Origin of the sequence: Streptomyces sp. NPDC090741 (genome assembly GCF_044769045.1) — a bacterium.
Taxonomy (GTDB): domain Bacteria; phylum Actinomycetota; class Actinomycetes; order Streptomycetales; family Streptomycetaceae; genus Streptomyces.
Map to the genome: position 1 here is coordinate 40370 of NZ_JBIVXF010000024.1, position 26473 is coordinate 66842.

The following is a 26473-nucleotide window of genomic DNA, read 5'->3' on the forward strand; positions in this document are numbered from 1 at the left end:
AGCGCCACGTTCCGGCAGCCAGCCCCGTCGCCCATCCTGCGTCTGCTCTGGCTTAGAACCCCACTGCCGAACCTCCCGGTGCGCGCGCCTGCAGCCGACGCCTTCACCGAGGTACCACTCACAGACTTCACTGCTGGGTACTGCCAACTGCACTTACTGCGGTACTGCTTGTGGCGGCCCCTGATCACTGCGGGCCACCCGGTCCGGCCGTCAGTCCCGTCACCGCCCTGCAACCGCTCTGGCTTCGGAACTCCACCACCGCACCGTCCAACAAACTGCAACTGCGGGTCTTGCTGCCCGGCAGTTCGTCTCTGCCAGGCCCTGCTGTCTCTCTGCGCTACGAGAGAAACCATAACCACGCCACAGCCCAATGTCTACTCTGGCCGACATAGATTTCGGGTGCTCTGTGATGAGGAAATCGCAGCCGGCGGGGTTGGCCGGTTTCGGACCGGGGCACAACTGGCGGGCAGGGATCCGGCATCGACGGTCACAGAGCAGGGAGCACCTGATGGAGACGTTGAGCATCGACGCCCCGGCCGTCCGTTCCGCGGGCGCTGTCGCCGAGGCCCGTGAGGCAGCCCGGGGCTTCCTCGGGGCTCTGCGGCCGGCCGTCGGTCCGGACGCCGCGGACAGCGTGGTCCTGGTCGTCTCCGAACTCGTCACCAACGCCGTGCGCCACGGCGGCGCCACCTGCACCCTGCGCCTGACCGCCCATCCCGGCAGCATCGAAGTGGCCGTCGAGGACCCCAGCCCCCATCCGCCGCGCAAGCGCGTTCCCGACCTGCACCACGGCACCGGAGGGTTCGGCTGGCACATGGTCAACGACCTCGCCCTCGCCACCGACGTCACCCCCACGCCCGAAGGTGGCAAGACCGTCCGCGCCCTCCTCCCCCGCTGAAGCGCCGTTGCGGCTGACACCAATGCGGTCGGCGCGGCATGCGCCTTGATGAGTGGCCGCCCGTGGCCCGCCTGAAGCCGCCCGGACGGGGCCATCACCTACCCACGGCCAACGCCGGGCCAGCGAGAGCCCCAGGTTGGCCAGTGGTGGGCTCTGTCTGTTTGGGAGTGCTTTCAGCGGCCATACGGGGTCGGTAGGACGTTTCCACCGAAGAGGGAGTGATCAGCTGTGTCTGGTGAGCAGAAGGGCAAGGCGAAGGGCGAGCAGGCCAAGGGCAAGCTCAAGGAGACCGCTGGGCGCCTGACGGGCAATGAGCGGCTGACCGCCGAGGGCCGCGCGGAGCAGGCCAAGGGCGATGCCCGCGAGGCCAAGGAGAAGGTCAAGGACACCTTCAAGCACTGAGACTCCCGCCCCACGCGACGGGGCCGGGACCGCAGTGGCGGCTCCGGCCCCGTTTCTCGTGTTCCCGTGTGCCGGGGCCGCCGGTCAGGCGGCGGGCTCGGGCTGGCGCAGCTGTGCCTGGCCGAAGAGGAGGGCGTAGCCGTCGGGGAGCTGGCGGAGGATCCGGGCGATGAGGTCGGGGCCGGCGAGGCGTGTGACGACGGCGAGTACGGCGCCGGTGTCCCAGCGGGCGACGGCCGGGCTCACGCCGGTGCGGGCCGCCAGGTCCTTGACGAAGCTCCAGCCGGTGAGCTGCTGCGTGTCGGGGATCTGGGCGGTCAGGGTGAGGGCGGCCTCGACGGGCAGGCACTGGGCGAGGTCGACGCGTTCGTCGCCGGTGAGCTGTCGGCCGAGGGCGGCCAGGACGTGGTGGACGGCTTCCGCGGCGCGTTCGCGGGTGGGGTAGGCGCCTTCGTAGCGCACGCGTTCCAGCATCTGGTCGAACGTCATGGCGTGATGGCCCAGGTTCGGTCGAAGCTGGTCGTACATGACTGCGGTTGCCTTTCTTTTGGAAGGGTCCGGCGTCCGGCCGGTGGTGGTCAGGTGGGCTTGGCGGTCAGGTGGGTCGGCAGTCAGGTGGGCTGGGGGTGGCCGAAGAGGAGGTCGTAGCCGGGTGGGAGCTGGAGCAGGACCTCGCGGGTGAGGACGTCGCCCGCGGCGGCGGCCACGGTGGACAGGACCGCGCCGATGTCCCACAGAGCCGTCTTCTCGGTGGCGCCCTCGATCCAGGCTGCGGTCGCGCGGACGAACCGCTCCGGCGAGAGCGGTTCCGCGGCCTGCAGCGGGTTGAGGAGAATCAGGGCGTACGTCTCAGGAAGCCGGGCGGCGAGCTCGGCCCGCACGTTGCCGACCAGGTGTGCGCCCAGCAGGGCCAGGACGACGCGGGCAACGCGATCGGCCTCTTCCGCTGTCTCGTACCCGCCGCGTTCCTGGACATGGGCCAGAAACGACTCCCTGCGCATCGACATCACGTCACCTCCGGAAAGGGGTGAAGGGGTCAAAGAGGGTGCGGAGGACGGGGCTGCCGGAGGGGAATCGGCTCTTCCCGCCCTCCGCTGCCGGCTGATACGGGAGGGTTCAGCCGGAGATCTGCTTGCGGCCGGCCCCGCCGCCGATGCTGATCTTGCGGGGCTTGGCGCGCTCGGCGATCGGAATGCGGAGAGTCAGGACACCCGCGTCGTAGTCGGCCTGGATGTGCTCGGTGTCGAGGGTGTCGGCCAGGACGATCTGGCGGGAGAAGACACCGAGGGGCCGCTCGGAGAGCTCCATCTGCACGCCGTCGGACTTGCCCGTGGGCCGACGCTCGGCCTTGACCGTCAGCATGTTTCGCTCGACGTCGATGTCGATCGCCTCGGTGCTCACTCCGGGGAGGTCGAAGGCGATCACGTACTCGTCACCCTCACGGTAAGCGTCCATCGGCATGGCGGACGGCTTCGACCAGGTCCCGGACGTGCCGGAAAGCTGCTGGACGATCCGGTCCATCTCGCGGAACGGGTCAGTGCGCATCAACATCGCGAAACACCTCCAGTTGGTTCAGGCAGAAACTGCCAATGCGCTTCAACGTGCCACCGTTGTAGCATGTCATCGAAGCGATGACAAGCAGGACGTCATCAGGAGGATGACAGACCACGGAGAGTGCCATGAACGAGGCCGCAGAGCCGACCGCACCTATCCCCTTCCTTGCCGCCGCGGCGGCACTGGAGGCCATCGACCAGGCCGTCAAGGATGCGCAGCAACCCTCCGCGGGAACGCCTGGCCCGCGCGCAACCGAGGCCGACGCGGGCCCGCACCCGGCCCTGGCCGCACTGCTGATGCTGCGCGAGATCCGCGAACAGCTCGCCGGCTGGGAGAGCGGCCTGATCGAAACCGCCCGCGGCCAGGGCGCCAGCTGGGCCGACCTCGCAGGCCCCCTCGGGGTCGCCAGCCGCCAGGCCGCCGAACGCCGCTACCTCCGGCTGCGCCCCGGCACCGCCGGGAGCACCGGCGAGGAACGCGTCCAGGCCACCCGTGATACCCGTGCCGCCGACCGCACCGTGACCGCCTGGGCCCGCGACAACGCCGCCGACCTGCGCCGCCTCGCCGGCCAGGTGACCGCCCTCACCAGCCTCCCGGCAGGCGCCGAGACCGCCATTGGAGACCTGAACCTGGCCCTCGCCGACAACGACGCCGCCCGCCTCGTCCGCCCCCTGGCCGACACCCGGAACCACCTCCGCCCTGAGGACGCCGAGCTCGCCAAACGCATCGACGCCCTCACCCGCCACACCAACCAACTCCGCCAGGACACCCACGACCAACGCAGCACGTGACCGACACGGGCCACGCCCGAAGAGCCGATGGCCGAACACCTTCACCGGGAGAACGGCGAGGACCGGTCGTCCGTTATCACCGCCTCGTCGAGGACCAAGACATCAATCCTCCATGCGTCCCAGCCGCCACCGACAGCGAGGCCTGCCCAGGTTCGCCTTGGGCTTGCCCTCGCTGTCGGTGAGAGGCTTGCCCAGCCCATCAGGAGGCTTGCCCGGGGCGGAAGCGGGAGCGCCAGCCGCGGGCCTTCTCGGCAGTCACGGCGGCCTCCGCCTCCAAGCGGTCGCGCTCGGCCTGGTCGGCGGCCGCGACCGTCTTGGCCTCGCACGGCTCGCACAGCGTCGGGTACCACCGGTGACCCGGCCCCGGGGACAGCTGGGTGTTCTCCCATCGGTCGTTGTCGAACTTCGTCCCGCAGCCGGCGCAGGCAGGGCGGGCGGCCTCGCGCTCAGCCCTCTTCTGCTCGGCCGCGCGGCGCAACTGCTCCTGGTACTCCGCCTGTTGCGCCTTCATCCGCCCTGCCCGGCGGGCGAGGACGGCGTCGCGGCGGGGGTTGCCGATCGCGTCGTGGAGGGGCTGCATGTGGGTGCGGCCGAAGCGGAGGAAGACCGGTCCGTTGGGACCATGTTCGCGCAGGTTGCGCAGGCCTCGGGATCTTCCGGTCGTAGCTGCTGAACCCGTCGGCCGGCTCGCCAGCCCACAGCGGCCGGGTCAGCTCCTGGAGCCGCGGGACGGTGCGGTTGGGGTCGCGGGCGCCGATGTGGTTGAAGACGATCAGGACCGGCGGGTGCGGGGCCTCCCCGCGCTCCGGAACGCGGGCCATCCAGCGGGTGCGCCACATCGGCTTGTCCTTGCCGTCGGTGTCCTTGATCTGCCGCTTGAAGAAGCGGTGGTACTTCGCGAGCTTCGCCGCGATCTCCTCGGCGGTCTCGTGGCAGTTGTCGACCTCGATGAACAACAGCGGGATCCCGTCCTGCGGGGCGGTGAGCACGATGTCGGCCTGGACACCGCCCTTGCCCGGCGCACCCCAGGTGCCGGTGGCGGGCAGCGGGACCTCCGTCGCGTAGGAGGCGATCGTGCCAATACCGGCCGGGGCGTCGACGGCGGCCTGCGCGGCCGCCTGCGCCTCAGCCGGCTCCCCGGTGAGCAGCCGAAGGTCGGGCTTGGGGCGGAGCAGTGCGATGACCGCCTCGTTGACGGCCATGGGGTGGGTAGCCCCGCTGGAGCCCGCACCGCGAGCGGTGGAGCCCATCTCCGACATGGGGCGCCCGAGCTCGTAGGAGTCGGCCTCCAGACCCTTGGTGGTCAGGTTCCGCAGCGACTCCCCCACCCGGGTGGTGCCGCCGTTCTCGGCGAGACCGTGCTTGCGCAGATCGGAGAGCGCACCCGCATGCGAGGCCGTCCGGGCAGTCTTCCGCTCGGAGGCGGTCGCCTTCGAGGTGTGCCGGTAGGTCAGATGGGGTGAGGCGATCCGCTGGATCTGGTCGGCCGTGGCCACCTTCAGCACCCCCAGCACGCGCAGCACATCCCCGCGCAGGTCGTTCGAGGACCCCGCCGGATTCGTCAGCCGCCTGCCTGCCATCAGCTCCACCCCTACGCCGTACGCGACCAGCTGCACCGGTCCGCCGTGAGCTGGACCCGTCTGGTCGTGGAGGGCGCCGGGCCCCCTGGAACCCGATGATCTCCTCCCATACGGACAACAAGAGGGGAGAAGAGGGGAATGACGGCGCAGTTTCCACGCTGATTCGCGTGCTGACCTGCATGTTTGCCACCCTGCCGGGTGTCGGGCCCCCAAGTGGGTACCGAAGGAGGCTCCGAAGTGCCCACTCAAGGAGCCCACTTCGGCTTGCCCAGCCAGTGCGGGGCTTGCCCGCCTCCAGCTCGGCGCCCGCCGGGGCCGGCGGCCGCAGGCCGTCTCCCGGGCGGCAGTGGATCGTCGCCATCGTTGTATCTCCTTCGCTCACTCACTGCCCCGCACCGGGGCCGAGGAGAGAGAGCCTGCAGAGGTACCCCTTGACCACTGTCTAACGGTCGCCCGTCGCAGAGCAGGTCAGGGGGCGATACAGCGTTCGCGGCCGTGCGGTCGACCTGGTCAGGAGCGCAGCGGGCGGAGACAGCGTCGAACGGGGCGCTGGTCAAGGGGGTCCGGTAACGCCCCTCGTCTGCAGGGTTTGTCCGTTTCCGAGGGGAGGAGAAATCTCCGGCCGCTGTCCAGAGGCCCGCGACCTGAAGCTGTCGGGACGTCGCCGTGATGCGCACGGCGGCCGACAGTTGAGGAGGCCTCCATGCCGTACCTGATACCGGCCCGTACCCCGCTCACCCCGGAGGAGGTCGACCGCGCTTTCGACTACATCCTCGCTCTGCAGATGGACGGCGGGAACTACGCGTCCGGCCGCACGCCGGCCACTCCGGAGCTGGCCTTCCTGTTGCTGCGGCTCGCCGAGAACATCGTCTTCCCCGTCATGGGGGTCCTGGGCGACAGGGAGCCGCACGCGGATTCCCACGCCCTGGACGAGGTCGGGTGCATCCCGCTGTCCGCCCGGTGCCGTGGCTGGTTGCGTCGAGATGGCCACTCGCTGACCCATCCTTCCGGCCCGGCTTGCGCGTGAGGGGCGTGCGTGTCGCCACCTGGGGTCTACCTGTGCGCCGACGGACGCGCGACGTGGTCGTACGGGAGCTTCGCAGCGGGACCGTCACATCGTTGTGGCGCCGGGTCGGCACCCGTTCCATCCTTACCGGTCCCTTGGTAAAAGGGTCCGCCGGTTCGCTCATGGCCTATGTCACTGCTTACAGCCCTGGATGTCGTCTGGGCAGCCGTGGATGTCGTGGGGCTCGAGGGTGTTGAGATTCCAGACGATGACGCCGCTCGGGATGGGTTCTTTGTCAATCTTTGGGATTTTGACGGTGAAGGCCGAACCTGCAGGTACGTTCAGACGTAAGGCCTGCCGGTTTCCGCAGCGGACTTCGAGGGGCCGCTTGACCGCGCCGCGGGTGATGGTAAGGGTGACAGCGGAGACGCCATCGGTGTCGCAGGCGATGTCGAAGCGGTAGGGCTTGTCGCCCGGGGTGTCCAGGGTCCGGTCAATGCCAGAGGCGACGTAGCTGGATGCCTCGGCAACCTGCGTGGTGTCTGCGTCGTCGGCGTCCAAAGCCCGCTGCGCGCGTTGCAGTGCGTCGTCGGGTTCCCACTCCCTGGCTCGGCTGCCGTCGCCCTGGGCGCAGGCGGTGGTTAAGGCGGCGGTGGCTAGCAGAACGGCGAGGGCACGGGTTATCCGCATGGCAGCATCCTAGAGGGGCCCGGGGCCCCGCGTGGTGTTGGCGAGGCCCCGGAAGGTCGTACGGGTGGGTGGCGTCAGTGCGTGCGGCGGTAGAGCTCGGGGCCGCAGACTGTGGCGCATGGGTCCTCTGGGCGGCCGACGATGGCCGGCGCGGTAGCGCGGAGGAGGGGCGACGGAGGCACGAGGACGTACTCGCGTCCCATGGCGCCGGCTTGAGTGTTGCCGTACATGGTGACCTCACCGTCGGACCAGCGGACGAAGAGGTCGTCTTCCCAGTCGTTCATCCCGTATTCGCCGGCAGCGATCACCCGGGCATGGGTCCAGGTGTCATTGCCCTCGGCGGTCGACACGACTGTTTCGCTTTGTACCCCGCCGACTCTGACGTCGGGGTACATGCTGACCTTTTATTGCAGCGGAAGCCGCGGCCCCTACGACAATCCCGTGCGACATCTGGCGGCGCGAGGCGTCGAACAGCCAAGTGGAATGAGAACGTTTCGCGATGCGAAACTCCGAAACGGCCAGAAGCCGACCGCGGCCCGGCGTGCCTGCGCTCCTTGAGGATGTCGGGCGTCCGTGCGGAGAGTGCACGACAGGGTCGGCGTACACCGAGTGCACCGCATCGGGTGGGCTCAGCCGCCGGCTTCCGGACCGCGATGCGAGCCTGGATGAGGACGGGGTGCGCGCTGGTCGTCCTCGCGCACCGGACGCGGCGCGGTGGCGTCCTTGGGGTCGGCGTATCGGTCCATCCTGTTGCGGGCCTGGTCGGCCGCCTTCGTGAACGCGTCCTGGAGGCGGCGCAGCCGCTCGGCAGTGAGATCGAGGGCTTCCACGTCCGTGCGGGACTCCCGCAAGGCCCGCAGCGCCGTCATGTCGATCGCCTCCCGGCGTCCGGCCTCCGGCTCCTGGTCGTCGTGCTCGGCTTCGGCGGCCGGGGGTGCGAGCAGCTGCTCCGGCGTCGCTGCCTGCTGGTGGGCGACGACGTCGTACGCCCGGCCCCGAACGGCGGTGGCGGTGGTGGTGTTGCGCAGCTTCTCCCGCACCACCACGCCGGCGAGGACGGCCCGCTCGTACTGCAAAGGGAGTCGGGGTATCTCCCACTCCGCCGCGTCCTGGCCCGGGGGCCGGGGCGCGGCCGGCTCGCCGGGGTCGGCCGGGGGTTGCCGGTCCGGGTCGGGTGCGGGGGTGGGTGGGCGGCGGCGGGCGGGGAGGTCGGATAGGGACCACCGGGCGGTGTAGAGGCGGTAGCCGGCCTCCAGGCCGCGCACCGTCTTCGGCTCGCTGATGTCCAAGCAGTACGTGGAGATGGCGGCAGCCACGATCCGGTCGTCCAGGCCCGGCTCGCGGCGGCGGCCGCGCAGAACAAGGGCGAGCTGGCGGCGGGCTTCGGCGAGCAGGTGCCTGCGGTGGAAGCGGCCGCCGTCGTTCATCACGAACACCGTCGCGGTGACGTCGACGGCCGCCAGGGCGACGTCGACCACGGCGGCGACCCGGGCCCGGATCGCCGCGGCTGCGGCGCGGGCGTGCTCGAGGAGGGAGTTGATGATGTCGACGGCCACCCCGGAGGTGAGGATCGCGCTCGTCTTCCACCACGCGCGCAGCTGCGCGAGCGGCCGGGTCTTCTGCTTGGGCGGGCGGGTCTTGCGGGCGGCGATCTGGTTCAGCTTTGCGCGGGCCCGTTCGGAGACCACGGGCAGGAACTTCAGCTCGCCGTCGTCGTCGACGGCGGTGACGTACTCGTGCTCCAGCTCGGCCAGGCAGGCGGCGATCTGGTCGCTGCGCCGGGAGGTCCAGCGGATCAGTTCGTGCGGCACCCCGGCGATCTCCATCACCGGCCGGCGCCCCGGGGTGACGGTGCGCGGCTCGGTCGCCAGCCCCAGCGTCTCGCAGACCTCAGCGGCCACGAGCTCGTTGTAGAGCGCGGAGGCGGCCACGGTGTTCTCGTGGAGGGCCGTGGTGTGGATCGAGCCCCACTTCCCGTCCAGGCGCTGCCCCTTCACGGACAGAAGCAGATGGTCATGGAGCAAGGGTCGCCCGGAGCGTGCCTCGTAGTGGCGCAAGCGCGCGGCGACCAGACCGCCGGGCGGCCGCACCCGGTAGATGCCGTCCTTGCCGTACCGGATCACCGCCACCTCGTCCTCGATCCACTCCAGCACCCGCTCGATCGCGCGCTCGTGCGCGGCCTCGATCACCCGTCGGGTCTCCTCATCCCCCAGCGCCCACAGGAGGTAGATCGTCGGCTGCGGCCGGAAGAGGAAGTCGACGCCCGTGACCATCACCCGGCGGCCGAGGGCGCCGGCCTTGAACGCCTTCTTCGGGGACTCGCCCTTGGCGAGCCGGTCGGCCTCGATCCGGTCCGCGTACGGGTGCCGGCCCCGCTCGCCGAACAGGTTCCGCAGCTGCGCCTCGGTGACTTCCTCACCCGGCGCGAGTCCGAGCACGGCCAGGCCGCGGCCCATCCATCGCCCGGCCGGGACACCGGCCTGCTCCTGGGCCTCGCGCAGCGGCGTGCGGGCAGGGCGGCGGCCGTCGCCGACGACGGTCTGGCGCAGGAAGTAGCGGTACATCTGACCGGCCCGGACGACCCTGATATCCACTGTCATGGAGACCACGCCACACGGCTCTGACCTGCAAGAAAAGGCCGATCAGCGGGACGTCCCGCCAGGCGGGAGCAACGGTCGAACTTTCTTCTCGTGCGCCCGCCAGGCGGGAAGCGGCCCCGGGCTGGACGCGAATGTCATCGCTCTCCGGCAACTCTCACACCTCGGCCCGGACAACACCATCCAGCACCACTGAGCACCATCCAGCACCACGGAACGAACACCACCAACGAGCACCGCCTACAGCAGCCTCCGGCGACCGCCGGGGGCTTCGTCGTGCTGCCCGGAGGAGACCAGCGTGCCCACCTTCGAGACACTCCCCCGCTTCACCACCGACCTCCACCACCTCACCCCCGCACAGCGCCGGCGCTTCCGCCGCGTGGTGCTGGACGCCTTCGTGCCGGACCTGCGCACCGGCCGCCAGTTCCACCCCGGGTTACGGATCAAGGGCATCCGCTGTGCGCCGGGCGTACGGTGCCCGCCGCTATTACCGGTGGCTTCGTCGCCTTCGACGGCACGCTGACCCTGATCGGTGGCCTGATCGGGCTCGTACTCACCGCGTTTGGCTCTGTACACAAGTAGCGGTTCTGGCACACATTCCGTGAACGATCTCGGATGCGCACTGTCGCAGTGTCAGCTGCGCGTGTCCATACAGCGTCACCGTCGAGCGGCAGTAGTTCAAGGTCGTTCACGAAATGACAGAACCAAGATGGCGACAGCAGCGAACCCCGCTCGAGGTAAAGCGGATGGTGGTGAGTGCTGGGCCGACCGGATGCTTGCCTGACCGGCTGGTTTGCGCTCGCGCCGGTAGAGGCGAGTGCCACCCTGGTGAAGATCATCACGCGGACATGGACCCTGGACGGTCCAATCCGAACGGCCTTCGCCCCATTCAAGGAGCTGGATACAGCATGACCACAGCCACTGAGTTCCCTTTCGAACTGCCGCACGGGTACGTCGACAGCTTGGGCACCGTTCACAAGCAGGGTGCGATGCGTCTGGCCACCGCTCGGGACGAACTGGCTCCGCTGGCCGACCGGCGAGTGCACGAGAACCCGGCCTACCTCGGTGTAGTTCTGCTAAGCCTGGTGGTCACTCGGCTGGGAACCGTTTCGGACATCCATGCCGGGGTGATCGAGAGTCTCTACGCCAGCGACCTTGCCTATCTCCAGGACATGTACAAGCAGGTCAACGCTCCCGTCGATAGCGAGTAGCTTCCGGTGGCAGACCACCCCTGTCCGAGGTCTGCGGCAGACCCCGGACAGGCGGTTCACGGAATGTGTGCCAGAACCCAAGTAGCGACGTCGTTTTGACGCGACTTTGGGAGTCGCACGTTCGCGCCGAATAGACGATGTTCACGAGAACGGGAGGCAGTCATCCCGGGCTTCGATCCACGGCCGCTTGAAGTCCGCGTATGGCGAGGAGGCTCGCGCCGGCCTGCCGGAGTGTGGCGTTCTTCGCGGCCTCCCCGGCCGGCGAGGGGCTGTGGTCAGTCTGTCGAGGCCCGTGCCACGTCGTCCCAAGCCTGGGGCTGCGGTAGTGGTTTCTGTGTCCTGCGGCGAGTACGGACCGGAGTTCCGCCAGGTGCGGTATCGGCCGGAGGTCGCAGCCGGTGCGGCTGTCGGCTCCTGGTCGCCGTAGACGTCGTGGTAGCCGACCAGGAGGCCCCTAGAAACTCGGCTGAGTTGACAGTTACCTGCTGTCAGATGCTTCAGCGAGTATTCGCCATCAGTCGCCAGGGTGCGCACCCTGGTCCGCCACCCGCGCCCGGGTGTCAGGTAGGCGTGGGGCGTCCCAGTCTGAGGATTGGGCGTGCCTGCCAACTGGAGTCTTCCGGAGGGAGGTGAACATGCGGAAGCGGGCCAAGCGGCCGGACCAGCGCAAACGGATCGGCCCAGATATCCGGGCGCAGGTGATCATTGCTGTGCTCGGCGCGGTCACATCGATCGCAGGGTGTGTGGCGCAGTTCGCGCGTTAGCAGCGATGTGGGCAGGTGAGGTACCGGACGGCAAGTCGCGGCCTGTGTGAAGCGGGCCCGACCGGCACATGATCGGCCGGACCCACCTCGACGCCCCGCACACTGCGGCCGGGGTTCTGGTTGCACCCAGAACCCCGGCCGCACTCGCGTACGGCCTCCGGTAAAGCCGGAGAAGCGCCTCATGCACCAATTATCGTGCTCCCCCCGACGGACAGCCCCCTGGCGGGGGCTGGCGTGACCTTGCGAATGAAGTCCCATCACCGGTCAGGGGTCCGGCCTTGGAGAGCCTCAGGGCGCTAAGGATCGACCCGGGGATCGGCCCCAGGGGTCGTTTCCACAGCGGTCGGTACCCACGGCGTCATGTCCGGCTCGCGACTACTGGCGGGTCAGTTGCCCCGTGGTGTCCGAGCTGGGATTCCGGGGCCTGATCGACATGAGTGACTCCCGAACTCGGTTCTGGCACAGATCTTGGGGAGTCGTCGCGGAGCGTCATCCTGGCCTTCGATTGCGAGGGCCTCATGAGACCGCCGCGTGTCCTGTCCATCTCCCCGGCACCCGTCCACGAGCCGGGGAGCCTGCGAGAGGCGGCCGGGTCCGGCAGTAGTCGATCTTGACGTGCCGGAAGTATGTGGTGTCGAGTTGAGGGTGAGAAGTGGCACCAGCGCATAGGGGATCGGCATGTTCATAGCAGCAGAGGGCGTTTTCGATCCTGCGGAGATGCTCAAGCTCTACGACTCGGTCGGCTGGGAGGGCTACACCAGTGACGTAGACAAGCTCTGTCGCGGTCTCGTGAACTCTCACCTCGTCATCACGGCACGAGATGGATCGGGAACGCTCCTCGGACTGGCCCGGACCGTCTCCGACGACGAGCACATCTGTTACGTCCAGGACGTCGTGGTCAATCCGGCGAACCACAGGCAGGGGGTTGGCCGGGCGCTGGTCGAGCACCTGATGCGGCGCTACTCCCACTGCCGGTTCTTCCTCCTGTCCACGGACCACGAGTCGTCACCAGGGGGCAACCGCAACCACGCGTTCTACCGGAGCCTGGGCTTCCTGTCCTACGAGGAAAAGGAGATGGCAGGCTTCGGACTGCCAAGGAACCGCCCCGACCTGCGCGATACGGCTCCGTAGGCGAGAAATCTTGAGGCGTTGCGGAGTGTTACTGGAGGAGGATCATCTTGCGGAGTAGTTCGAATCCGGCTCGGCCGTAGAGCTGTCGCTTGATCTTCTTGATGCGGTTGACGGAGCCCTCGATGCTGCCGGAGCTTCAGTCGAGGGTGAGCCCGGCTGTTACGGCGTCGAGGTCTCGGAGCAGGTGGAGTGCGAAGCCGGTGAGGCCCGGTAGCTGGCTTGCGTCGACTGCGTCGATCCAGGTGGGGAGTGTGGTGCCGAGGCGGTCGGTGAGTATCTCGCCGAAGTCGCGGACGTGTCCCGCGGCCTTGTCGAGCCCCGCGCAGGGTGGCGATGTGGGCGCGGACCATCTGGTAGGTGACAGGTGCGTTGTCGGCGACGAGTTCGCTGTGGAGGTGGGTGACGCTGGCGCATCCCTCGGCGATGCGTCGCTGCAGGTAGGGCTTGTAGGGGTCCAGTCTGCTGGGCCGGGGGCGGTTGTCGCGGATGGTGTCCTGCCAGCGTGCGGCGTTCGCGTACCGGAGCACGGTGTTGAGGCCCCAGCCCAGGTGCCGGGCGATCGCCCGGCGTGAGTGGCCTTGGGCGAGGAGCTCTTGGACGAGGGCGTGCGCTGCCTTCTTTCGCTCGGCCCGCCGGCCGACGGGCGCCAGGTCGTCCTGCGGCCGAGCGGAACCCCGGGTGGCCTCCGGCAGCATGCCGCTGGGCGATGGGCTGCGCAGGCAGTCGCGGTGGGCGGCGACGCAAGTCTCCACGGCTCGGCCGAGGCCCTGCCACAGATGGAACCGGTCGGCGACCTGCAAAGCGTCGGGGGCGCCACGCCGGGCGCCCTCGGCGTAGGCGCCCGCCCGGTCCCGGCAGATGATCTCCACGCCGGGGTGGCGGATCAGCCAGGCGGCCAGTGGCCCGGCTTCACGGGTCGGGAGCACGTCGATCACGCGATGGTCTTCGACGCTGGTCAAGACGGTGGAGTAGGTCTGGCCGCGACGGATCGCGAAGTCGTCCACGCCCAGCACCCGCGGAGTACCGAACTGCGGATCGGGCAAGGCCATGACCCTGCGTAACAAGGTCATCCGGCCGGCTCCGAAGCCCAGCTGGGCAGCCAGCCGGACGCCGGCCCGCCCGGCCGGCGCGAGCCCCACTCGCTCCAGGTCCGCAGATGAAGCGCCGGACCGTCAGCCGGATCACAAAGCCCTGCTCAGCGAGCGGAGGGTCCTTCAGCCTGCGCTGGTAACGGTCGTGGACCCGGCCCGAGAAGCACCCACAGTCCGGGCACGCCGCCCCGGCCGCACGGCCTCTCGCCACCACCTCGACCGTGCCGAACGCAGCCGTAACCGCCTCGACATCCACATCGTCGATCCCCTCGAACACCAGCGAGTCCCAGAACGGTGCAACGGTCTGCATGACCAGCACCATCACCGGCCACAACCGGCCGCAGCAGCGGCCGGCAGGCACCTGAGGGAGCGTCCATTCTGTTCGTCGGACGACAAGGCGTACGCGGTCTCACGCGAACCGTCTCCTCGCAATCGAACACCGGAGTAACACTCCGCGACAACTCCCCAAGATCTGTGCCAGAACCTGGTTCTCACCTACACAGCCCGCCGGGCGAGGTCGGCCCACCAGCCCTCGGCCCAGGCCAGGGAGATCCGCTCCCACACCCGGCGCCGTTCCTCCAGCTCCGCCCACGCCTGCGCGCGCTCGCCCTCCAGCTGCAGTACCCAGCCACGCCGGGCAGCCAGCCAGGACGGCACCTCGAACAGGTCGTGCTCCTCGACGAGCTCGTCCGCCCGGGCGTTGTACTGCTCCCGGACGGTACGGACCAGCTCGTCGTCCCAGTTCAGCACCGCGCCCTCGTCCAGCAGCGGACCGCCCCTCACCGCTCCTGCCCGCCTTCCGCTTCCGCCGGGTGCGCCCCGGCCCGCAGCCTGTGCAGGTCGGAGATGGCCCGGCTGCGGCGGCTCTCGTCAGCCTTCAGGCCGGCCCTGCGTCGGCCCACCTTTCGGTACTTCTCCACCTGTTGGGTCGAGGACCAGTCGCCGGTGATGTCCTTGATCTCCTCCGCCGAGTAGCCAAGGGCACCGAGGTCGGATGGGACGCCGGCACGCCAGCCCTGCGAGGTGACGTCCGCCGCCACATCCAGCTGCGCCCGGACCGCCATCCGCTTGGTGACCTCGTTGATCGCCTGGGGGGTCAGGCCCCACCCCTTCTTGCTGACAGGGTCCAGGTTGTCTCCCTTGTTCACCCGGCGCAGCAGCGGCATGTGGGGAGCGCCCTCACCGCGCTTGGTGAGCTCCTCGATCCAGGCCCGGATGACGGCGATGGCCGTCGGGTCGTCGATCTCGTACTCCCGTCCCTGGTCCTGCTTGTCGTTCTTGCTGGTCCACTTCCGCACGACCAGGAGGTCATCGCTGACCGGCTCCACCGAGGCGACCCGGAAGTGGGCGCCCTCGCTGCGTCGGCCGCGGGTGTAGTACTGGACGTACGCGATGACCTTGTCGCGGAGCCCGGCCAGGGTGTCCGGGCATGCGTCGGCCATCTGGACCAGGCGGGCCATGTCCAGCGGGGGCGCGGACTTCGAGCTGCGTCCGGCCTGGCGCTGCTCGTGCCGGGCGTCGGCGTAGATCTTCAACGCCTTGGCTGTGGGCGGCCACTTCTCGTGTCCGGCCCGGGCGTTCATGTCGGCGATTGCCGCGATCGTCAGTCGGATGGTGTCGAAGCCAACCCCCAACGCTGGACGCGTGTCGCCCGGGCGCGTCGCAGCCTTAGGCCCCACAGTGCGGGAGCAGCGATGCCGACGGGGTCAGGACCGCTTCGGTTATGCAGGGAAGGAATTGCGTCACCGGAATGCTATTTCGCGCCACTCTACGCGGCACCTCGGCGTGAGCATTGATCAACTGAGTTCATGGGCGTTCCCGTTTCGGTCAAAGCGGGTCCGAAAATTGCCGTTCCGCAGCCGGCCGTGCAGAATCGAATATTGTTTTGCGACACGCTGGCCGATACTGTCGGCAAAGTGGATCCGCGAGAAGCTATTAAGCTCAGCAGACAGGCTTTTGAGTGGGTATCAGCTCATGCGGAACAAAGTGATTCCGGGGCGTGTCGCCCATGATCTTGTTCACCGTGCTCGTGGATTGATCAGACGTAGCACTGTGGTTTACGTTCCTTGAGCACGCCCCGGCCAGACCAACCGGGTCGGTATACGGGGAGAATTAACGGGGAAGAAGACCGCGGGGGCACGGGTTTTGCTTGGAACCATCGCCTGCGCTCCTGCATGCCTTCTTCCCCGGCTACGCACCAAGGAGTGTACGTGAAGCGCACTGTTCTGCGTGCTGCCGGTGTCTCGGCGCTCGCTGCTGTTGCTTTCGGGATCGCCGCGCCCGCGGCGAGTGCCGCCACTTCGGCGCCTGTCCGGACCGTCGCGGTGGTCCAGCCGGCCGCGGTCCAGCTGACGGGCCCGGTTCCTGTGTCCGATGCGGGCGTGACCACCGCGCCGGGCGTCGGTGGCCCCTCGAACGGTGAGGCGTCGGAGGCTGGCGCCGGCAAGCTGGTCAAGGCGGCATGGGAGGCCATCAAGAAGTCCGGCCTGGCGAATAAGGCCTGGGAGGCGGCGAAGGGCGGCTACGGCTCGTTCGTCGGGTGGGTGGAAAGCCTGTCGAACTGGAACCCGGCCAAGTGGGCCATCAAGGCCCTGCCGGGCTACGCGGTGCAGGAACTCATCGACTACATCCTGCAGAACTTCACCGGCTGACCGACCGCCCTGCCGCCGCCGAGTATTCCCCCCGGCGGCGGCAGGGCCCCGCGACTTGGGAAGGTGAACGCGTGGCTGTGACCCGCGAGACCGTTGTACGCAACCTGTGGGCGTCGCCCGCACTGTTCATCACCGCCGCCGTCATCGCTTTTGTCGTGGTGCGTTCGGAGACAGCGGTCCGTGTGGGATGGCTGCTGTACGCCGTCGGCTGGCTGCCGCCGCTGGCCGCGCTGGGCATCTGCGCCGCCCGCAAGGAGAGCCCCGGCGCCGGGGGAGCCTTCGCGCTGGCCGTACTTGTTCTCTTCGGGTTCTTCTTCTGGCTAAACCATGCCTGACCGGCCCGCTCCCGCAACAACCGGCGCCGACCACCTTGAAGCGGTGCGGGCCCAGGGCCTGACCTGGCATCACAAGGGCAAGCGGATCGTCGACGACGTCCACCTGGACGTGCCCGCAGGAGTGGTGACCGGATTCCTCGGGGCAAACGGCGCGGGGAAGACGACCACGCTGCGCCTGATGCTCGGACTGACCGCAGGCCAGGGAACCACGAGGTACTTCGGGCGCCCCCTGACGCAGTGGCGGGACCCGGCCAAGGTCGTCGGCGTGGTGATGGGCGGTGTCGCAGGGCATCCCCGACACACCCTCACCGCACACCTGCGCATGGTCGCGGCCGGCGCAGGAGTGCCCGACAGCCGCGTGCGGGAAGTCATCGAGCGGGTGGGCCTCACCGACACCGCGGACAAGCGCCTCGAAGCACTGTCGTTGGGCATGGCACAGCGCGCCGGGATCGCGCAGGCACTGCTGGGCGATCCGGCCGTGTTCTTCCTGGACGAACCGGCCAACGGCCTCGACCCCCACTCAATCCGCTGGCTGCGCGACACCCTGCGGCACTTCGCCGATGAAGGGAAAGCGGTACTCGTATCCAGCCACCTGCTCGCCGAGATGCAGCAGCTAGCCGACCGGGTCGTGGTCCTGGCCCGAGGACGCGTCGTGGCGGAGACCTCGATCGAGGACCTGGCCCGCCTCGGAGCCGAGGTGACCGTCCAGAGCCCACGCGTCGACGAACTCGCCGAGCCAGTGAAGCAGCTGGGCGCAAGCTTCCAGCTCCTCGACCAGGGCAGAGCCAGGATCCGGGGCATCACCCGGTTCCAGGTCGGCGACCTCGCCGCCGAACACGGCATCCCCGTGCACTGGCTCGATGAGCAGGCACCTTCCCTGGAGGACTACTACCTGTCGGTGGCCGAAGAGGAGTTCCAGATCTCATGAGCCACACGACACCAGGCCTTCACGCAAACGCCACCCCGGCCACGCGCGCCACCGCACTCCAGCGAGCGATGCGCTACGAATGGCGCCACCTCACCGGTCTGCGCTCCACCTGGATTCTCCTGGGAGCCCTCGCGGCACTCGACTTGGTCGCCGGCCTGACGGCGCCCATCGGCCTGGAACCCGGCACGGCCCCGTCCTCCTGGTCGATGGTGACCGCGTTCCAGATGGACGCCATCTCCATGCAGCTACCGCTCAGCGCCCTCATCCTCCTGCCTCTGGCAACCGGACCGGTCGCCACGGAACTCTCGCGTGGAACAGCCCGCACGACATGGCTCACCCTGGCCGGCCGCCGCACCGCGTTCGCAGCCAAACTCCTAGTCGGCGGGGCGCTCGGAGCACTGAGCGCACTGGGCGGAGCCGTACTGGTCGCCTCGTCCGCAACGGCTGCCTTGGCAGTGACCGGGAAGGCACACCCCAACTGGGCGCAAACCCTTCCCGGACTCCTCGGATACACGATCTTCATGACCTGCTGGCCGGTGATCGCGGCCTCAGTCGTCGCCCTGGTACGCAACCGCGTCGCGGCCGCACTCCTGCTGGTCCTGTGGCCGCTGCTCGGCGAACGAATCGCAGGCATCCTGCTACGCCTCGTACCCGGTGTGGAAGCACTCGCGGGCCGGCTTCCCTTCGGTGCGGGACGGGCGGCGATGGCAGCCAGTGTCGATACGCTGCCCGAGACAGACCGGGCCCTTGTGGAGGCTTTCGTCGGGAGTGACCTGTCAACCGGCACAGGAACTGCGGTTTTCATTGGTTTCACCACGCTGATAGCTGCCCTCGGCGCATGGTCGTACATCAAAAGAGATGCACGCTAGAAACATTCGATAGGACTCAAGGAAACGGGCGGGCACGGAGCTGCGAAGCCCCCTCTTGCCTTGCCTCCTGTCACAAACCGTGAGGTTCATGAGACGTGAACCAGCCTTCAGCCGCACCGCAGTCGTTCCAAGAGAAGGAGAAGCCAGGATGGTCCCTGCTTGTCGTGCTCTTCGGTGTGGTCACCGTCCTCTTCCGTTTCACCGGCGTCTGGTCCTGGTGGGCTCTGCTGTGGGCGCCGGCGTTTGTCCTCGCTGTCGGGTTCATGGCGTACGAGTGGCGGCTGCTCGCCCGTAGTCGTTGGCGTATGAGCGCTCTGGAATGGGTGTTCCTTGTCGGAGCCCACCTTGGCTTCGCGGCCTCACTCGCGGCCATCCTCAGCTTCCCGCGCCGCTGGTGATCACTTCAGGCTGTGAGACTTCGGCGGTGAGTACTACAACGAGCTCGTCGAGGCCGCCGACGAGAAGCAGCTGACCAAGGCCATCGCCCGCTACGGCCGTGTCGATCTTTTGTGCATCGACGAGCTCGGCTACATGGAACTCGACTGCCGCGGCGCCGAACTCCTCTTCCAGGTTCTGACCGAGCGGGAGGACAAGAACAGCGTGGCGATCGCCTCGAACGAAGCCTTCTCAGGCTGGACCAAGACCTTCACCGACCCGCGGCTCTGCGCGGCCATCGTCGACCGCCTCACCTTCGGCGGCAACATCATCGAGACCGGCACCGACTCCTGCCGCCTCGCCACCACCCGCGCTCGCGCCGAACAGCAAGCCGCCGCTGGCTGAGCGTCTGACCGCCGGAGCTTCCCTCAGCCTTGATCTTGGGCACTGAAACGGTCTACCGTCGGTGGACCTACCGTCTTCCTGACTGGAAGTGTTCATGCCTCGCCGGTCACCGGGCGAGATCAGGGCTCAGCTCCCACGCCGGGCCAACCGAGTCAGGCATCGTCGGGCTCCCGTGATCCGAGGGCTGTCCGCATCCGCGAACAGGCAGATCGCACACTTCGAGCGCATCCATGGGCTCCCAGCAGGCGAGGTCGCACACGCGTTTCGCCGATGGAGTTCCACCGCCCGAAGGCCACGAAGGGATGTCACTCCCTTCTACGGATACGACGACACCGACCTGCGGAGCGGTTTCTACCACGTCCGGACCCTGCTCGAGCTCACACTCCGGCTCCTCCGCACGAAGGCACGACGCGAACTGCGTGCAGTCGTCGCGCCCGTGGATGACCAGATTCTCCGGCGCACGGTCAACAACCCCTTCGAGGCCCCCGATCTTCCATGGTGGACGCGCCGAATCGAGTTCTGACCCACTTGGCCGACGGTCCTACCGCTGCCGTGTGCTGCTACTTCTCACCTACGCAGCCACCCGCGACATCTGCCACGGCAAGAAGGGCACCATCCACCAGGCGTACCGGGACGGGATGGAAGACCAGCTCGGCTCGCTCGGCCTAGTCCTGAACGCCGTGGTGCTCTGGACGACCCGGTACATCGACGCCGCCGTCGACCAGCTCCGCGCCGAGGGACACCAGATCCCGGGCGGGAACATCGCCAGGCTGTCCCCGCTGAAGCACAAGAACCTCAACGTCCTGGGCCGTTCGACCGCGGTCGGGCAGGATGTCTTCCTGTGAACCATGTACTGTGCGGCCTCGCCGTCAATGAGGCTCTGCCCTTCGAGCTGGTCGGGCGCCTGGTCTCGGTCGCGGACGCGGACATCGCCGATGGCCTCGCCGGCCGCGCGGACCTCAGCCGCGAGCAGGCGGTCGACCTGGCCGCGCGGGTCGAGGAGAGCACTGTGCGACTCGTGTACGAGGGCCGGTTGACCGCTGCCGACATCAACCCCCTCACACAGCCGCAAGCCGCGCTCGCCCTGCTCGACGAGCTTGCCGGCGACCCGGAGTGGGCGCGGCTCTTCGCCCAGGACCCCGACGCCGATCGCCGGGCGAAGCTGGCCGCCTGTCCCGGACTTCCGGCCGATGTGAGGGAGACGCTCACCGCCGACCCGGACGTACAGGTCGTCTCGGAACTCGCGTTGTGGACCACGGCGGACCTGGCGGCCCGTCTGGCGCGCCACCCGCATGCCGAGGTCCGCCGCGCGGTGGCGGCCAACGAGGCGACACCACCGCAGGTCCTGGCCATACTGATCACCGGCGAGGGGCTGTCACCGGCAGAGCGGTGCCTGGTCTGCGACGGCGAAGAGACGCCGTACACGCACGATCCGTACTGTCCGCGGCTCGACTGCGACCTGCGGTCGGGTGCCTCGTGCGCCGGCTCGCACGAGTCCACCCTCCACGAGCTGGCAGAGCAGGCACTGCGGAACCCCACCACACCGGTCGGGGCTCTCCTCGGGTTCGCCGACCACCCTTCGTCGCTGCTGCGCTGCCGGCTCGCCGCCCGCCCCGACCTGCCGCCGGAGTCAGCGGCGCGGCTCACCGATGACCCTATTCCCGGCGTTCGAGCCGAACTCGCAGAGAACCCAACGATCGACGACGCCCTGATCCGTGTGCTGGCCGCCGACCGAGGCCACGACGTGCAGCGCAGACTGGCGCACAACCCCCACGTGCCGCTCGACGTACTCTCCGACCTGGCCGCCACCACCAAGATCGGCCCGTCCCTACTGCCGCGGATCGCCGCCGCTTCTCCCTCCGAGATCGAGGACCTGTCCACGTCGTCGAATCCGGTGATGCGAATGCTCCTGGCCGAACGGCACGATCTGCCGGCCGAGACCCGCAACCTGCTGGCCGACGACCCCGACGCGAAGGTGGTCAAGTCCATCGCGCGCCACCCTGGCCTCTCGGAGACTCAGCTGCGGTCCATGGTCGAACGCCACGGAGCCCGGGTCGTCGCCAAGGTGGCGGCCAACCCGGAGACCCCTCCCGCCCTGCTAGAGGACCTGACCAGGCACGTACCGCCTGTTCAGAAGGCACTGCGTGAGATCGCCCGGCACCCCAACGCGACCGGCCCGGCGCTGCTCGCCTGTTTGACGGACAGGCAGGCACGGCGGGTGGCTGCCGGGCACCCGGCCCTGCCGCCAGAGGTCATCGTCGAACTACTTGCCGACCACGACTGGCAAGTGGTGGAAGCCGCTGCCGCCAACCCGTCCCTGCCACCGGCCGTAATGGCGGAGCTGGTACCTGAGCCCAGCGGGGCATAGATCCGGCGCAGCGCCACCGCCCAACCAAGCCGGTCACCCTACGGAAACAGCAGGGCGAAGCCGAACTCAGATCCACCCGTCAACCTCGACGCACGGCCCCGCCGACTCAACCTCTCATCCGCCGGCACTTCCCGTTCCCGAGATTGCCAAGAAGCTCACCATCAAGGTCGGGAAGAACGCGGGCAAGTCACCCTCGGTCGCCTCGCTGTACCGGGCACTCGCGGAAGCCGAAGCCGCAGCGGTAGACGACGGCCTGCCGCTGCGGCCCAATCCCGTCCGCATCCGCCGGCCAGAAGAACCACTCACCGCCGAGGAGATCGACCTGCGCGAACGGCTTCCGGCTCAACCCCTTCCGAACGCCGAGACCTGGTAGGGCCAGCCCAAGACCAAGATCAAGTCCTTAGCGTTACTGGCAGATCGCCGAGCAGCTACCCACCCTCGGCATCCGCATCGGCGCCCCGAGGCCGCACGTCCGCGGCAAGCTCCGCGAATACATCGTCCTGTAGAGACGCCCACCAACCGGTCCGAACACACTGATCCACCCCGTGCCCCGGAGGCCACCAGTGCCACGACGCATCTCCATCGAGTTGGAGGACGACCAGGCCAACACAGCCGCCCCGCGTTCTCAGGACAGACCAGAGCCCGTGATCATTTCTTAGCGTTCAATCCTGGAGCATTACCGGCGGGACCCCAGGCCGACACCTTGGGCCCGGGTCCGCGCGCTCCAGGACGCGGCCTCGTTTGCGCTGCGAATCCAGGGTTTCCGACACCCGGGAGGCCGACACCTTGGCCTCTCGACGTGGCCCCGGTGCCCCCGCCGCTCGCCGACACCGGCCGGGGCCTGCTCCTCGTACAGGCCGTGGCGGCCCGCTGGGAGGTGCATGACCGGGATTCCCGTGGGCGAGACCGTCGTCGCCGAGCTGGACCTGACGCACTGAACGCCTGCTGATTTACCGCTTGTTAGGGTGAATCCTTCTGTGTCGTGCAGCCACGGAGGGGGCCCGGTGACATTCGACGAGGAATGGGCGGATGCCAAGAGGACGGCGGCGGGCGGCTCCTCCTACGACCTGGTCGTCACGCAGGACGACCTGGGCGCCGTCGGGCACGAGGCGTTCCTCGTCCACAGCCAACTGCGTGCCAAGGCGGACATCGCCGGCACCGGCGCAACCGCCCGGGCCGCGACCGAATGCTCCGCCCGGAACCTGGGCATGGGGTCGGAGCTGTCGGTGACCCTGTCCACCTGGGACTCACAGGTCAAGACGGTGCTGCAGATGTACGCGCACATCTCCAACCACCTCGACTTCTCCAAGAAGGCCCACGCGAACGACGACGAGGCCATTGCCGCCAGCATGCGCCACCGCGACGGTTCCGCGCTGTCGGTCTCCGAGATACAGAGGTACGTGAAGTGACCCTCACCTGGACCGACCTCATCACCCTCGATCTGGGCAAGCTCAACGAGGCGGTGGCGGAGTGGAAGACGGCCGCGGAGGAACTCGCGAAGCTGCACGGCACCGTGCGCGACGGCCTGGTGAAGAAGTCCGAGGCAGCGCGGTGGGAGGGGGTCAACGCCACCGTCACCCGGGAATTCGTCCGCAGCGCCGCCAAGGAGGCGGACGACCTCCAGCGTGAGGCCAAGAGCATCCACCTGGTCCTCGCCGATGCACATGCCGAGCTGACACAGATCCAGAAGCAGGCGAAGGCACTGGCCGACGAGGCGAGGCAGGGCGACCCCGCGCACACGCCCGAGCCGGATCCGGGGCTGCTGGTGTCCGACGGCGGCGGTGGCAAGGTCAGGGTGGAATCATCCATCTGCGATGCGAAGGGCCCCAACCAGCGAACCCAGGACATGATCCGCTGGTACGCCGACACGCTCACCGGCCTGGTCAGCCATGCGGCCGAGGTAGACGCCGCCGCAACCCGGGCGCTGCGCGCCTCGCACGGCGCCGACCCGTACAACGCCGGGCACGCCGAGTACACCTCGCTCGACCAGGACCAGCTGCCGCGGGCGATGAAGCTGGCCGCCCTGGGCAAGGACGCCAAGCCGGCCCAGCAGGCCGAACTGCGCAGACTGTGGCAGTCGCTCAGCCCTGACGCCCGCGCACAGCTGTGGACGGCCCACAGGGGCGATCTCCTCGCGGCCGGACTCTTCAACCCGTCGGTCAAGCAGGTGGCGGCCGACCGGGGATCCGGCAAGCACGGGGCCGAGGACATCGAATGGAACGACTGGGTCACCAGGACGAAGATGCAGGCACTCGTCGTCCTGGCCGACAGCGGTGACCTGAACGACGCCTCGCGCCACATGAAGCACTACCTGGACAACACCGGCACCCCCATGGAACTCCCGGTCGACAAGATGCTCACCGACAACAGGGGATTCCAGGCACACGTGGACCAGCTGTTCCTCCAGGGCCATGAGACGGAGTGGCGGGAGCAGGCGCTGGCGGAGTACGACAGAAACGGCGGCCGTCCAGTCGTGATTCCGGTCGAGACACCCAATGAGGGCTACTACTTCAGCGATGCGGCAGACCCCAACTGGTACTACGCGGTGGGCGGCGCCCAGTCGAACGTGACGGGGGTGGTGACCGTCACGCCGGGCGCGGACGGCAAACCGGTGGTCGGCCTCGACTACCAGGTCAACGTCTGGGACCGGTACAACTGGGACCAGGGCAAGGGCGTGCACATCGGGACGCTCGAGATACCCGACGGCGAGCCGAGTCAGCAGCACAGGGTCGGTCTGGCCCAGGAGTTCAACATGGCGGGAAGCAGTTCGGTCAAGCACTACGAGCTGGGCAACGGAGCGGCAGCGCCCGCCCCCGACGAACCCGGGCGCGCCGGCGAGCGGAGTGATCCGGGCCGCCATGCCCGGGACGGCGGAGGGGATATCGACCGATGAACGGTCCTGCGGCTCCGGCCGGTGCCGGGAGGCGCAAGCCCTGGCAGCGGCGCCTCGCCATCGGCGCCTGGGTCTTCTCGGGCCTGTGCATTCTCGGGGTCCTCGGGATGGTCCTGACGGGCATGTACGGGTTGCGGTATCCCACCGAGGATCAGAAGAAGTGCTGCTGGGAACAGAACGCCACGCCCGAGTGGGTGGCGAAGACGATGGGCCTCCAGGTACCGCAGACGGCGACCGACCGGCGGGCAGGGCTGCACACCAACGTGCAGTACGACGTCGCGCTGCTCGCCTTCACGGTGCCGACCGCGGAAGCAGACCGGTTCTTGCAGCCGCTTCTACGCGAAGGCACCCAGATGGCCCGCAACCGGCACCCGGAAGAGCCGGGCTACACCCGCAGCGACGGCTTCACCCATCTCGGCCTCCCCGAGCCGGAAACCCTCGTCGAAGGCATGCGCATCACCAGTGTCTGCCCTCACGACGCGAAGACGCACGAAAGCGGCGCACTCCGACTGTGTACGAAGATCCACACGCATGAATTCCAGCCCGGCACCACCCGCGTCTACCTCTGGGCCGGCAGCGACGCACCCATCGAAAAGCCACCGGCCTGACCACGGGACCTGACGCCGACCCTGCCGCACCAGTGCCGGTCCGGGTGCCACGGCACCGTGTCTCCTCAACGCCTGGCGCCCCGCCGAGATCGGACCGGCCCCTCACACAGGGGAGACTGAATGCTCGAAGAACACCTGTACATGGCACTGTCCGCCGTTGAGATTGCCGACCTGGTGAGACACGGCAAGGTGACCGCCAGCGACGTCGTCGACGCCGCGTTGGCGCTGATCGCCGAACGCGACGGTGCCCTGCGTGCCTTCACAACCGTCTGGGCGGACGCCGCCCGCGCCGCAGCGACGGAGGTCGATGCTGCGGTGGCCGGTGGGGCCTACCTGCCGCTGGCCGGGGTACCGATCGGGGTCAAGGCGAGTGAAGGCCCGACCTCGTTCCAGAACCAGCGCCTGGCCGCCGCCGGATGCGTGCCGATCGGGGCGACCTCCGTCCCCCGCGCCGGCACCGGCTGGCAGACCTACGGCTCCACCGACCGCGGCCCCACCCTCAACCCCCTGAATCCGACATGGTCACCTGGCGGGTCATCGGCCGGGTCCGCAGCCGCGGTAGCCGCCGGCCTCGTACCGTTCGCCACCGGATCCGACGGTGCCGGATCGGTCCGCATCCCCGCGGCCTGGTGCGGCATCATCGGCTTCAAGCCCACCAACGGCCTGCTGCCCGCCCGGGACCGCGCCGGGCTCAACAGCCCCGGTGTGCTAACCCGTACCCCGGCAGACGCCGCGGCCTACCTTCGCGTCGTCGCCCCCAGCAGCTCTCCGGCCCTTGCGGCCGGGATCCTAAGGGTTGCCTGGACGCCCACGCTCGGTTACGCCGCCACAGAGCCGAACGTCGCTGACACAGCGCTGCACGCCCTCAGCCGGATCGCACGCGCTGGGCTGTGCGACCTCGTCGAGCAACCGGTGATGCTGCGCGACCCGGCCCCCGCCTGGACCGCACTGCGCGCAGGCGTTTCCGACCGGGACACCGAGGACCTCATCGCAGCCAATGCCCAGGCTCTCCACGCCATCTTCGAAGAGGCCGACCTCATCGCCACTCCCACCACGCCTCACCCTCCGCACGGCCACGACGGCCCCGGAACCCGCATGAGCGTCGCCCTCACCTGGGCCTTCAACCTCTCCGGCCACCCGGCGCTCACCCTGCCTGCCGGAGTGACACCAAACGGCGAGCCCGTCGGCCTCCACCTGGTGGCCCGACATCAAGCTGACACCACGCTCCTCACCGCCGCACAACGCTGGTAGCGGTCGGCTCTGCTTCATGCGCGCGGCGCGGAACCTGCCGCGTCGGATGTGGCCCCAGGCCGCGCCGCAGTCAGG

27 protein-coding genes and 4 pseudogenes are annotated in these 26473 nt (G+C 68.7%); 19 read left to right on the forward strand and 12 right to left on the reverse strand.

The window, feature by feature from the left end; all coding sequences use genetic code 11:
• Positions 1-508 precede the first annotated feature (508 nt).
• Positions 509-898, forward strand: coding sequence for an ATP-binding protein (locus tag ACIQU4_RS39515; protein WP_403741846.1), 390 nt, complete (start codon positions 509-511; stop codon positions 896-898).
• A gap of 228 nt (positions 899-1126) precedes the next feature.
• Positions 1127-1300, forward strand: coding sequence for a CsbD family protein (locus tag ACIQU4_RS39520; RefSeq protein WP_403741849.1), 174 nt, complete (start codon positions 1127-1129; stop codon positions 1298-1300).
• A gap of 84 nt (positions 1301-1384) precedes the next feature.
• On the opposite strand, the gene ACIQU4_RS39525 is transcribed toward ACIQU4_RS39520, so the two are convergent.
• From ACIQU4_RS39525 to ACIQU4_RS39535, 3 genes are all read right to left on the reverse strand, one after another.
• Complete coding sequence (locus ACIQU4_RS39525) at positions 1385-1828, reverse strand: DUF2267 domain-containing protein (protein WP_403741852.1); 444 nt, start codon at positions 1826-1828, stop codon at positions 1385-1387.
• Between the two features lie 83 nt (positions 1829-1911).
• Positions 1912-2307: a DUF2267 domain-containing protein gene (locus ACIQU4_RS39530; RefSeq protein ID WP_403741855.1), complete on the reverse strand. Its 396-nt coding sequence runs from the start codon at positions 2305-2307 to the stop codon at positions 1912-1914.
• Between the two features lie 109 nt (positions 2308-2416).
• On the reverse strand, positions 2417-2851 hold the full coding sequence (locus ACIQU4_RS39535) for an Hsp20/alpha crystallin family protein (RefSeq protein WP_403741858.1): 435 nt from the start codon (positions 2849-2851) through the stop codon (positions 2417-2419).
• Between the two features lie 128 nt (positions 2852-2979).
• Between ACIQU4_RS39535 and ACIQU4_RS39540 the strand changes: the two genes are divergently transcribed.
• Positions 2980-3645 (forward strand): HSP18 transcriptional regulator, encoded by a 666-nt coding sequence (locus ACIQU4_RS39540; protein ID WP_403741861.1) that lies wholly within the window; start codon positions 2980-2982, stop codon positions 3643-3645.
• Positions 3646-3844: 199 nt separating this feature from the next.
• Here the strand turns inward: ACIQU4_RS39540 and ACIQU4_RS39545 are convergent, their stop codons facing one another.
• Together ACIQU4_RS39545 and ACIQU4_RS39550 are read right to left on the reverse strand one after the other, a co-directional pair.
• Positions 3845-4156, reverse strand: a complete 312-nt coding sequence (locus ACIQU4_RS39545; RefSeq protein ID WP_403741864.1) for a hypothetical protein — start codon at positions 4154-4156, stop codon at positions 3845-3847.
• Complete coding sequence (locus tag ACIQU4_RS39550) at positions 4092-5261, reverse strand: replication-relaxation family protein (protein ID WP_403741867.1); 1170 nt, start codon at positions 5259-5261, stop codon at positions 4092-4094. The genes ACIQU4_RS39545 and ACIQU4_RS39550 overlap by 65 nt, the downstream gene beginning before the upstream one ends.
• A 667-nt stretch (positions 5262-5928) precedes the next feature.
• Between ACIQU4_RS39550 and ACIQU4_RS39555 the strand changes: the two genes are divergently transcribed.
• Positions 5929-6252, forward strand: a complete 324-nt coding sequence (locus ACIQU4_RS39555) for a hypothetical protein (protein WP_403741870.1) — start codon at positions 5929-5931, stop codon at positions 6250-6252.
• A 171-nt stretch (positions 6253-6423) separates the two neighbouring features.
• Here ACIQU4_RS39555 and ACIQU4_RS39560 read toward each other — a convergent pair whose 3' ends face one another.
• The 3 genes from ACIQU4_RS39560 to mobF all read right to left on the reverse strand — a co-directional run bounded on the left by ACIQU4_RS39560 (position 6424) and on the right by mobF (position 9521).
• Positions 6424-6921, reverse strand: coding sequence for a hypothetical protein (locus ACIQU4_RS39560; protein WP_403741873.1), 498 nt, complete (start codon positions 6919-6921; stop codon positions 6424-6426).
• 74 nt (positions 6922-6995) lie between these two features.
• Positions 6996-7316 (reverse strand): hypothetical protein, encoded by a 321-nt coding sequence (locus ACIQU4_RS39565; protein WP_403741876.1) that lies wholly within the window; start codon positions 7314-7316, stop codon positions 6996-6998.
• Between the two features lie 234 nt (positions 7317-7550).
• Complete coding sequence (gene mobF, locus ACIQU4_RS39570) at positions 7551-9521, reverse strand: MobF family relaxase (protein ID WP_403741878.1); 1971 nt, start codon at positions 9519-9521, stop codon at positions 7551-7553.
• A 295-nt stretch (positions 9522-9816) separates the two neighbouring features.
• Between mobF and ACIQU4_RS39575 the strand changes: the two genes are divergently transcribed.
• The 3 genes and pseudogenes from ACIQU4_RS39575 (at position 9817) to ACIQU4_RS39585 (ending at position 12624) form a co-directional block, all read left to right on the forward strand.
• On the forward strand, positions 9817-10041 hold the full coding sequence (locus ACIQU4_RS39575) for a hypothetical protein (RefSeq protein ID WP_403741881.1): 225 nt from the start codon (positions 9817-9819) through the stop codon (positions 10039-10041).
• A 385-nt stretch (positions 10042-10426) separates the two neighbouring features.
• A pseudogene (locus ACIQU4_RS39580) lies at positions 10427-10711 on the forward strand (hypothetical protein); the annotation flags it as partial.
• 1460 nt (positions 10712-12171) lie between these two features.
• The gene (locus tag ACIQU4_RS39585) at positions 12172-12624 is read left to right on the forward strand and encodes a GNAT family N-acetyltransferase (RefSeq protein WP_403741884.1); all 453 of its coding nucleotides are present in this window, start codon (positions 12172-12174) and stop codon (positions 12622-12624) included.
• Between the two features lie 37 nt (positions 12625-12661).
• On the opposite strand, the pseudogene ACIQU4_RS39590 reads toward ACIQU4_RS39585, so the two are convergent.
• The 4 genes and pseudogenes from ACIQU4_RS39590 to ACIQU4_RS39605 all read right to left on the reverse strand — a co-directional run.
• Positions 12662-13637, reverse strand: a pseudogene (locus ACIQU4_RS39590) (transposase); the annotation flags it as partial.
• A complete protein-coding gene (locus tag ACIQU4_RS39595; protein ID WP_403741950.1) occupies positions 13534-14037 on the reverse strand; it encodes a transposase family protein in 504 nt (167 codons plus the stop codon). The gene ACIQU4_RS39595 and the pseudogene ACIQU4_RS39590, both read right to left, overlap by 104 nt.
• 173 nt (positions 14038-14210) lie before the next feature.
• Complete coding sequence (locus tag ACIQU4_RS39600; RefSeq protein ID WP_403741886.1) at positions 14211-14498, reverse strand: hypothetical protein; 288 nt, start codon at positions 14496-14498, stop codon at positions 14211-14213.
• Positions 14495-15298: a hypothetical protein gene (locus ACIQU4_RS39605; RefSeq protein ID WP_403741889.1), complete on the reverse strand. Its 804-nt coding sequence runs from the start codon at positions 15296-15298 to the stop codon at positions 14495-14497. The genes ACIQU4_RS39600 and ACIQU4_RS39605 overlap by 4 nt, the downstream gene beginning before the upstream one ends.
• Positions 15299-15919: 621 nt before the next feature.
• On the opposite strand from ACIQU4_RS39605, the gene ACIQU4_RS39610 reads away from it, so the two are divergent.
• From ACIQU4_RS39610 to ACIQU4_RS39665, 12 genes and pseudogenes are all read left to right on the forward strand, one after another.
• Positions 15920-16366, forward strand: coding sequence for a hypothetical protein (locus ACIQU4_RS39610; protein WP_403741892.1), 447 nt, complete (start codon positions 15920-15922; stop codon positions 16364-16366).
• Positions 16367-16443: 77 nt separating this feature from the next.
• Complete coding sequence (locus tag ACIQU4_RS39615) at positions 16444-16701, forward strand: hypothetical protein (protein ID WP_403741895.1); 258 nt, start codon at positions 16444-16446, stop codon at positions 16699-16701.
• Positions 16694-17629: an ABC transporter ATP-binding protein gene (locus ACIQU4_RS39620; RefSeq protein ID WP_403741896.1), complete on the forward strand. Its 936-nt coding sequence runs from the start codon at positions 16694-16696 to the stop codon at positions 17627-17629. The genes ACIQU4_RS39615 and ACIQU4_RS39620 overlap by 8 nt, the downstream gene beginning before the upstream one ends.
• Entirely contained in the window at positions 17626-18498 is an 873-nt protein-coding gene (locus ACIQU4_RS39625) for a hypothetical protein (protein ID WP_403741899.1), read from the forward strand. Before ACIQU4_RS39620 ends, ACIQU4_RS39625 begins: the two co-directional genes overlap by 4 nt.
• Positions 18499-18593: 95 nt before the next feature.
• The gene (locus ACIQU4_RS39630) at positions 18594-18896 is read left to right on the forward strand and encodes a hypothetical protein (protein ID WP_403741901.1); all 303 of its coding nucleotides are present in this window, start codon (positions 18594-18596) and stop codon (positions 18894-18896) included.
• A gap of 37 nt (positions 18897-18933) precedes the next feature.
• A pseudogene (locus ACIQU4_RS39635) lies at positions 18934-19278 on the forward strand (ATP-binding protein); the annotation flags it as partial.
• A gap of 584 nt (positions 19279-19862) precedes the next feature.
• A pseudogene (locus ACIQU4_RS39640) lies at positions 19863-20090 on the forward strand (Tn3 family transposase); the annotation flags it as partial.
• Positions 20091-20119: 29 nt separating this feature from the next.
• The gene (locus tag ACIQU4_RS39645) at positions 20120-21646 is read left to right on the forward strand and encodes a hypothetical protein (RefSeq protein ID WP_403741904.1); all 1527 of its coding nucleotides are present in this window, start codon (positions 20120-20122) and stop codon (positions 21644-21646) included.
• A 1004-nt stretch (positions 21647-22650) separates the two neighbouring features.
• Positions 22651-23055: a hypothetical protein gene (locus tag ACIQU4_RS39650; protein WP_403741907.1), complete on the forward strand. Its 405-nt coding sequence runs from the start codon at positions 22651-22653 to the stop codon at positions 23053-23055.
• Entirely contained in the window at positions 23052-24539 is a 1488-nt protein-coding gene (locus tag ACIQU4_RS39655; protein ID WP_403741909.1) for a hypothetical protein, read from the forward strand. The genes ACIQU4_RS39650 and ACIQU4_RS39655 overlap by 4 nt, the downstream gene beginning before the upstream one ends.
• Complete coding sequence (locus tag ACIQU4_RS39660) at positions 24536-25147, forward strand: hypothetical protein (protein WP_403741911.1); 612 nt, start codon at positions 24536-24538, stop codon at positions 25145-25147. The genes ACIQU4_RS39655 and ACIQU4_RS39660 overlap by 4 nt, the downstream gene beginning before the upstream one ends.
• 120 nt (positions 25148-25267) lie before the next feature.
• On the forward strand, positions 25268-26398 hold the full coding sequence (locus tag ACIQU4_RS39665; protein WP_403741914.1) for an amidase: 1131 nt from the start codon (positions 25268-25270) through the stop codon (positions 26396-26398).
• Positions 26399-26473: the final 75 nt, after the last annotated feature.

Coding starts and splice junctions, on each gene's coding strand:
- ACIQU4_RS39605 (WP_403741889.1), bottom strand. CDS start 15,298: ATGAACGCCCGGGCCGGACACGAGAAGTGGCCGCCCACAGCCAAGGCG.
- ACIQU4_RS39595 (WP_403741950.1), bottom strand. CDS start 14,037: ATGGTGCTGGTCATGCAGACCGTTGCACCGTTCTGGGACTCGCTGGTG.
- ACIQU4_RS39660 (WP_403741911.1), top strand. CDS start 24,536: ATGAACGGTCCTGCGGCTCCGGCCGGTGCCGGGAGGCGCAAGCCCTGG.
- ACIQU4_RS39555 (WP_403741870.1), top strand. CDS start 5,929: ATGCCGTACCTGATACCGGCCCGTACCCCGCTCACCCCGGAGGAGGTC.
- ACIQU4_RS39560 (WP_403741873.1), bottom strand. CDS start 6,921: ATGCGGATAACCCGTGCCCTCGCCGTTCTGCTAGCCACCGCCGCCTTA.
- ACIQU4_RS39545 (WP_403741864.1), bottom strand. CDS start 4,156: ATGAAGGCGCAACAGGCGGAGTACCAGGAGCAGTTGCGCCGCGCGGCC.
- ACIQU4_RS39515 (WP_403741846.1), top strand. CDS start 509: ATGGAGACGTTGAGCATCGACGCCCCGGCCGTCCGTTCCGCGGGCGCT.
- ACIQU4_RS39540 (WP_403741861.1), top strand. CDS start 2,980: ATGAACGAGGCCGCAGAGCCGACCGCACCTATCCCCTTCCTTGCCGCC.
- mobF (WP_403741878.1), bottom strand. CDS start 9,521: ATGACAGTGGATATCAGGGTCGTCCGGGCCGGTCAGATGTACCGCTAC.
- ACIQU4_RS39525 (WP_403741852.1), bottom strand. CDS start 1,828: ATGTACGACCAGCTTCGACCGAACCTGGGCCATCACGCCATGACGTTC.
- ACIQU4_RS39665 (WP_403741914.1), top strand. CDS start 25,268: ATGCTCGAAGAACACCTGTACATGGCACTGTCCGCCGTTGAGATTGCC.
- ACIQU4_RS39530 (WP_403741855.1), bottom strand. CDS start 2,307: ATGTCGATGCGCAGGGAGTCGTTTCTGGCCCATGTCCAGGAACGCGGC.
- ACIQU4_RS39565 (WP_403741876.1), bottom strand. CDS start 7,316: ATGTACCCCGACGTCAGAGTCGGCGGGGTACAAAGCGAAACAGTCGTG.
- ACIQU4_RS39625 (WP_403741899.1), top strand. CDS start 17,626: ATGAGCCACACGACACCAGGCCTTCACGCAAACGCCACCCCGGCCACG.
- ACIQU4_RS39620 (WP_403741896.1), top strand. CDS start 16,694: ATGCCTGACCGGCCCGCTCCCGCAACAACCGGCGCCGACCACCTTGAA.
- ACIQU4_RS39535 (WP_403741858.1), bottom strand. CDS start 2,851: ATGTTGATGCGCACTGACCCGTTCCGCGAGATGGACCGGATCGTCCAG.
- ACIQU4_RS39585 (WP_403741884.1), top strand. CDS start 12,172: ATGTTCATAGCAGCAGAGGGCGTTTTCGATCCTGCGGAGATGCTCAAG.